This is a genomic window from Serratia sp. NA_112.1 (genome assembly GCF_052691715.1).
Window position 1 is genome coordinate 1 of sequence record NZ_JBQZFO010000023.1, and the last position, 7,380, is coordinate 7,380.

General features: G+C 44.5%; 6 protein-coding genes. All 6 read right to left on the reverse strand.

Annotation, left to right across the window (positions count from 1 at the left end):
• Window positions 1-490: 490 nt before the first annotated feature.
• Window positions 491-814: a hypothetical protein gene (locus tag ACUTQ5_RS22030; RefSeq protein WP_445652958.1), complete on the reverse strand. Its 324-nt coding sequence runs from the start codon at window positions 812-814 to the stop codon at window positions 491-493.
• 8 nt (window positions 815-822) lie between these two features.
• On the reverse strand, window positions 823-1,845 hold the full coding sequence (locus ACUTQ5_RS22035) for a peptidoglycan recognition protein family protein (protein ID WP_445652959.1): 1,023 nt from the start codon (window positions 1,843-1,845) through the stop codon (window positions 823-825).
• Window positions 1,829-4,366 carry a type VI secretion system Vgr family protein gene (locus ACUTQ5_RS22040; protein ID WP_445652960.1) on the reverse strand — a complete coding sequence of 846 codons (2,538 nt, stop codon included), beginning with the start codon at window positions 4,364-4,366 and terminating at the stop codon, window positions 1,829-1,831. Before ACUTQ5_RS22040 ends, ACUTQ5_RS22035 begins: the two co-directional genes overlap by 17 nt.
• A gap of 537 nt (window positions 4,367-4,903) precedes the next feature.
• A complete protein-coding gene (locus ACUTQ5_RS22045; protein WP_445652961.1) occupies window positions 4,904-5,302 on the reverse strand; it encodes a hypothetical protein in 399 nt (132 codons plus the stop codon).
• Window positions 5,303-5,304: 2 nt separating this feature from the next.
• Window positions 5,305-6,519: a hypothetical protein gene (locus ACUTQ5_RS22050; protein ID WP_445652962.1), complete on the reverse strand. Its 1,215-nt coding sequence runs from the start codon at window positions 6,517-6,519 to the stop codon at window positions 5,305-5,307.
• The coding region (locus tag ACUTQ5_RS22055; RefSeq protein ID WP_445652963.1) for a DUF2345 domain-containing protein at window positions 6,512-7,380 on the reverse strand (869 nt) is incomplete at its 5' end. The genes ACUTQ5_RS22055 and ACUTQ5_RS22050, both read right to left, overlap by 8 nt.

Sequence of the window (7,380 nt, forward strand, 5' to 3'; positions counted from 1 at the left end):
CGGCTGGTAAACTCAATGCGGTAGCTGAAAGGCTGGCTCAGGGTTTCATCGCCTTCAAAGGCCAGTACATCGAGATCCGCTTCACATCCCTTCACCGACAGCTGGTGATGATTGTGGCTGAATATGATCGCGGGATTGGTGCTCATTGTATTCCTTCACATCGGCAGAAAAATTATGCTCTGAAAAAAGCATACATGCATTAAGTAAGTTAATTATTGCTTAATTTTTATCGCATATTCTTTATGAGAGTCCTTGCCAAAATGGATTGTTAATTCACGCCCAATTTTTCATATCTACTGATAATATGAAAAATAGTTATTAATTTTATTAATCCATAAATACTTATTACGTCTACCCACTTGAAATTAATAATATAAAATCTCTTACAGTTAGACTCTGGCTATTGAATATTCTATTTTTTAGCATAACTAAAAAGCAATCAATCCACTGCATGAATAATGTACCTCTCGCAATTAATCCCTCTACTAATTCAATCATTAATTTTATACAACATGTTATAACAATTCTCTTCAGAAGATAAATCATATCTATAAAAACAATAATCTGAGAATTGCTTGAGTTTTTTTTCATTTAAGTTACTAAGTAATGGTGTATCACAACCTGCATTGCAATTTGTTGGATCAACAAAAAAAAGTTTTGCACTCATATGCTTTTTAATAAAAAAGACATATTCTGTATCTTCCTTGAATTCACCAGACACCTGCTCAACACCAACAAAAAACCATGCAAGGAACAATATTAATGCCATGATGACAGCAACCCAACAATAATTTACCCTGTTAGCATTACCCATACCTCCCCCTATGAATGTTTATATTTAGTTGGTTTACCTAGATTAAATTCTTTTCTCAATTTTTCAACAAACTGCATACCTAAATTACCAGGGCAGGATCTTTCGATTACCTCGTTGGGCTTTTTGGGATTACGGTAAAAAACCTGATGTTCCTTGTGCCCACCAAGTTCCGTAATATTAAAATAGTTAAGCAACGTGGATATAATTTCTTTTACTGCCTTTTCTTGCAAAGTGGTTACCTCATCAGAGGGATCCCACCATTGTTCGTCTAAGTCAGACATTAATACAATGCCTATAATAGATGTGTTGCCAAAACTGATGTGAGCACCTTTATTTCTTATATCCTGCCCTTCAAAAATTTCACCATCGCATCCAACAGCATAATGATAACCAAACTGGTTAAATTTATCCATATGCTCTTCTTCAATTTTTTTTATTTTATCACCATTCAAATCTGAACATGAATAACTATTTCCAGCATTATGAATGGCGATTTTAGTATAATTCCAGTCAGGGGAAAATTTCTGACCGTCACTGGCACTCCAGGCTGACCGAGTTTTGAATATACATCCACTCTTTCTCACCTCTGATATTATCGCTTGCCGCACCGCGGCTCTATTATCTAACTGAACAGGAGTGATTTCATAATCTTTCTTATCTAATTGCTGCACAGATATCACTGTAAATTTCGAATTAAAATTATTATTTTTTAAATCATCATCATCTGACATAACCTCATAATCCAAGAAAACCTCTTTCTTGGGTGAAATAAAATTAAATGAAACCGTTGGTGTTTCCCCTGTAAATCGTATTGGTGGAGTAAATCCAAACTGATCGGTTCTCCCAATACCACATACCTTTCCCGGCTTGAAATTGATATAATAATTAAGATTTTTTTGAGGTTCCCCAGTATGCTTGTCTATTGCGCAAGCCAGACCTATTTTATTAGCATTAATCAGCACTACTGAATGAGGCTTTGATTCAGCCAGTTCAGTAGAATGCTTTAAAGAATTCTCATTTGATTGAGTCATTTAAACCATCCTCAGACACAAAGTTTGCAGCTATTTCAAACTGAAGAGACCGCTCCCCAGTTTTTATTAATGCGCGACCTTTTTCATCAGCCGCCCCTGTATTTATTGTTCCATCTTCAAATTTCACTGTATAGTCCACAAAAGGAACAGGTTCACCGGTTATATTATTTTTGAAATCTATGAAACGAATGTATTCATCTAGCTTAATTAGCGGAAAGACCATCATTTCAGGCTTATGCTGCGCTTTTTCGCGCCTGACGTAATACCCGGCCCTTGTTCTGTACTCACCTGCCGTCGCTGACTCAATGGCATTAACATCCAGAGTGATATAACTCCCCCCGCCATTTACCGTCAGCTTCTTCTTCGCGATGATTTTGATTTCATCTTCGGTACTGACGATACTAATTTCCTTACGAGCAAGCAGAGCCATCAGGTCATTCTGCGCCTGTATTTTCACCGGCCCCTGGTTCGCGATGAGCTTGATCCCCAGCTTGCGAACAAACACGCTCAGGGCATTACCTACCCCGATGAACAGATTCTTCACCACGCTGACGTCAGCATTTTTACCGGCTGTGGCTATCAGGTTCTGGCCGGCCGATACCTGCAGGTGTTGTCCGCTGGTCAGCGCCATACCCTCCGGCGCACTGAGCAGCAGCACGGATTTTTTGAGGTCCGTCAATTGCTGTTCCAGCAGTTTGATTTGTGCCTGGAGATCCGCCGGGGTCGCGGTGGCGGTCTGCGCATCGGTCGAAATGGCCGTCATCTGTTCCCGGGCATTATTCAGATTACTGACCGCCGGCTGCATCTCCAACACCTGACCCTGCGCCTTTGCCTGGCCGTCAGCGCTGATAAAAATCCCTTTCTGCGCCCGGATGGCTCCCCAGCTGTCGGTTCTGAGCTCAAACCCCTCGCCGCGCTGTTGTTTTTCGCTGTCGACCAGATGTCCAAGGTTCAGCTGGCTTTTGCCGCCGTATTCCGTGCTGACCTTGATATGCTCTTTCCCGCGCTCGTCATCGAGGCGGATTTTGTTGTTCGCCGGCGTGCGCAGCACGTTACGTTTGTAGTTGCGGATGGTGACGTGGTCGCCGTGGGCCGAGTCGTGCAGCACGCCGGCAATATAGGGCCTGTCCGGGTTGCCGTCTTCAAAACCAATCGCCACTTCGGTGCCCGCCAGCAGCGGCAGGTGCAGGCCATAGGTGTCGCCGGCATAGGGGCGGGACTGGCGCACCCACAGGCTCTCGAATCCGGTCTCCCAGTTATCACGGTCAAACAACATGTTGACGCGATAGCGGCCGTCTTTATCGATATGCCCGTAGGTGTCATTTTCCGTGGTGCTGGTGACGCGGGCCGGTAGGGTCCCCGCCATCTGCGGGCGTTTGCCCGGCTCCGGGCGGAAGCTAACATCGGTGCTGTCCGGGATACCGCTGAAATGCACTTCAAAATCTTTATCACGGCGGGCCGCACTTTTCATCCCGGTAATGAGTACACCCTGGCTGAACGCCTCCGCCACTTCATAGCCACCGGTGACTTTCAGCACCTGGCCGGGCGCCAGTGTCGGGCAACTGGAGATTGCGCGGGTCTGTGTCTGGCCGTTCAGATAGCGTTCATGACGAATGCGGGCATAAAACGCCCCGGACTCCAGTGCCGGATTGCGGTCATAGGTACTGCCCTGCGTCAGGTAGTTATCGGCATAGTGATAGGCATCGCCGTAGGTGGTGCTGTCGCCACGGGTCGCATCCACCTGGGTGTTCATGTCATCCGTGGCCCGCCGGTAGTTGTAATCACGGGTGCTGACCTGCTTCTGCACCACGTTATGGTGGCTCTCCATGCCCCAGACCGAGTCCACGCCTTGCGAGTGCTGGCCGGATGGCGGAACCGATGACAGCGTCAGGCCTTTTTCATACCCCTGCTGGCTGTCGTAAAACTCCACGACGTCGATGTTCAGGCGCGTATCAGTGGTAAAGCGGAACCAGATGCCAACTTCCCCCAGCAGGCGGGTAATAAAGTGCAGGTCATCCTCGCCGTACTGCATCACCTGCTCTCGGCGCGGGTATTCTTTTGACAGCGAGAACAGAAAATCCTGACCGCGCATGCCGTGACGTTCGCGCAGGATTTTTTCCACAATTTGTGGGACCGACATATCCTGATAAATGGCGTTCTGATGCGAACGGTCAAGCAGCGCCAGGCGTGGCTGGAGCGTCAGGGCATAGTGGGTTTCATCCTTTGAGGTGTTGAGACGTTCAAAACCACTCACTACTCCCTGAAGGGTGCGCACGGCCTGCTGCATTTTGATGCCGTAACCCTGTTCCACCGGGGCCTGTAGCGTCAGTGAGGCCGCTTTCATCAGCATCATTTCTTTGCTGATGCCGTGGTCGCGGCTGGTAAACTCAATGCGGTAGCTGAAAGGCTGGCTCAGGGTTTCATCGCCTTCAAACGCCAGCACATCAAGCTCTGCGTCACATCCTTTCACCGCCAGCAGGTGATGGTTGTGGCTAAATCTTATCGTAGGATTAGTGCTCATTGTATTCCTTCACATCGGCAGATAAATTATGCTCTAGAAAAACAGACATGCATTAAGTTAGTTACTACTTGATCTTTATCGTATATTGCTTATAAAAATCTTTACCGGAATACATTGAACCAAGAATAAACCCAGAAACAGTTACGCTATAATCACCTGACTTTTTCGGGATCCCAGATATGATGATGCGATGGTAATCTTTGTTTACTCCATCCTTCTCCACCAAAGCTATATTTTATTTCTTCCGGATTCCATGCTAACTCTGAGTCGTTCGGGGTTATACTTACCGATACACTGGATTCATTAACAGCCCCACCTTTTATTTCAATGACATCCAGGTACTTCTGATTAACTGTTGCAACTTTAAGATCATTTTTTCGGGTAGGATTGTTGGGTGAGTACCTGAGCAACCAGATACAATAAAAAATAAAGCACAGATAAAATATTTCATTTAGCTCAATGAGTTGGAAATTACACATCCAAAAATATGCACATGGACATACTCCAGATCTTTATTTAGCGTAACAGTGAATAATATCACCTCCCGCCCCCATTTATTTTTACAATATATGACTTATCAATTTTGCTTCCTGGCATTGATGTCCCCATAGAATACCCATTAATATGAATCATTATTTCACCCATTTCTTTAGGTCTTCCACTAATTATTATGTGATGATAGTCCTCCTCCTCTCTTTCTTGCCCCCCCCTTTTTAAGGTAATCACTTCAGGCTTCCATATCAAGCCCGAATTCACAGGTGAGATATCTACGCCAATATTCTCTTTAAACAAAACAGCATTAGTTATTTCAACTTTAGCAAAATAGGCTTGCCCCACAACTCCATCAGGGAGCTCATTTCCTGCTGGTGAAAAATTAGGTACATGATTTGCACAGGCAGAAATAAATAAAACAATAAAAGTAATTACTTTTTTCACAGTTATTTTATTGGTTTAAAAACCAACCCTCCAAAAATATGCTTGGCGAAGTAGTTAAGGCTGCTTTTATCTTTTATTTGCCAATCAACTCTTCCCCAAGAGAAAAGCTTCAGTTCAATTAATTCATCATTATCTATGGGAGTAATATCTCCACCATCAACCTTACAAACAGGTTCATCCCAAACGATCCAGTGGTTCTTTGACGATGAGTCACCATTGCCCCATCCTTTTAACATCCCAGCAGATATGAGAGTTACAACTCTGTATCCTTGTTTAGCATAGGAATTAAGCTTTACTATATCTGCCTCGTTAGCATGTGAAATGCTAATATTATCGAATATTTTCTCATAACCTGCCTTTTCGAACCATTCAGTCAACTTCCCCCACATTGTAATACCAGAGACCTGATCACCCACCTCATCATAACTCATTAGTAAATTTTCAGAATCCCTCAAGCTAGCTAATGTAATCCAATCTAAACCTGATACTAATTCCCTACCGTAATCATCATAGAATTCTCCTTTCGGATGCCTACACCCATCTCCAGGTGAAATATTAAGAATGCCTATTTTAGTTTTTCCGTACAACCAAAGTTCATTTGCAGCTTGCTTATAAACATCCGGTCTGTCCATCTGCAGACAATAAAAAAATGCCGCGGGTCCACATAAACTCGTTCCACCTTGATTAGGGTAACTACTGTAGCTCATTCTCGATACAATCTGATTTTCTATCTTTTTCTTATCGAAAGGATCATTAGTACTGCCGACAGGATATTCTTTTGCTATAAACGCTCTTTCCTGACAGGTTATCTGCACGCTATGAATGTTATCATCCCCGCTTTCATTTACTGGTTTAGTCTGAGCTTTAGTTTCAAAATAACAGACATTCTCTCGTTTATTTTTTGAGTATGCTTTACCAGAGACTATTTCACCAAGTGTATACATTTTTTTCGTCGGGGATGAAAGCACTGATATCAGCTTACCACCGTGCTTACGGTACAAGCTCATTTCTATAATGTAGATCACCGACAAATCATCATCAGTCTCATTCGTATCATGAGACTGAGTATAATAACTAGGGTCTATTGGTTGTTGCGTCACTGATAGCAGAACATGCTTTTTATTATTACCGTCAGTTTTATACACATTAAGGTCATAATAAAGGTCAGATGCTGGAACATTTGATTCAACTTTCGTATAAATATTATACCTAGGCATTGATAGCTCCCGGCATCATATGCAGCAAAACATCCTGCGCCTGCGCAGAAGTAAACAGCTTCGTATACCCCTTACCATCACTAACACCTTCAAATACTGAGCCATCTGCCAGCAATGCCCGGTAAGGAGTGTTTAGCATTGGTGTCCCATTATCATCTGCGCATAGATAGCGAATATTATGACTGCCATCATCAATAGCGTTGGCTAAAGGTAAAATATCAGGCTTATGCTGCGCTCGCGTCTGTCGGGCGTAATGCCCGGCTCTTGTCCTGAAATCGCCCATCGTCGCAGATTCAATAGCATTAACATCCAGAGTGATATAACTCCCTCCGCCATTTACCGTCAGCTTCTTCTTCGCAATGATTTTGATTTCATCTTCAGTACTGACGATACTAATTTCTTTACGAGCAAGCAGTGCCATCAAATCATTCTGCGCCTGTATTTTCACCGGCCCCTGGTTCGCGATGAGCTTTATCCCCAGCTTACGAACAAATACGCTCAGGGCATTACCTACCCCGATGAACAGATTCTTCACCACGCTGACATCAGCATTTTTACCGGCAGTGGCTATCAGGTTCTGCCCGGCAGATACCTGCAGATGTTGTCCGCTGGTCAGCGCAATGCCATCCGGCGCGCTGAGCAGCAGCACGGATTTTTTGAGGTCTGTCAGCTGCTGTTCCAGTAGTTTAATTTGCGCCTGGAGATCGGCCGGGTTCGCGGTCGCCTTCAGCGCATCATCGGAGATGGACGTCATCTGCTCCCGGGCATCGCCCAGATTGCTGACCGCCGGCTGCATCTCCAGCACCTGACCCTGCGCCTTTGCCTGGCCGTCAGCGCTGATAAAAATCCCTTTCTGCGCCC

Excerpts from the sequence above, each read along its gene's own strand:
- ACUTQ5_RS22030 (WP_445652958.1), bottom strand. The coding sequence starts at position 814 with ATGGGTAATGCTAACAGGGTAAATTATTGTTGGGTTGCTGTCATCATG.
- ACUTQ5_RS22035 (WP_445652959.1), bottom strand. The coding sequence starts at position 1,845 with ATGACTCAATCAAATGAGAATTCTTTAAAGCATTCTACTGAACTGGCT.
- ACUTQ5_RS22040 (WP_445652960.1), bottom strand. The coding sequence starts at position 4,366 with ATGAGCACTAATCCTACGATAAGATTTAGCCACAACCATCACCTGCTG.
- ACUTQ5_RS22050 (WP_445652962.1), bottom strand. The coding sequence starts at position 6,519 with ATGCCTAGGTATAATATTTATACGAAAGTTGAATCAAATGTTCCAGCA.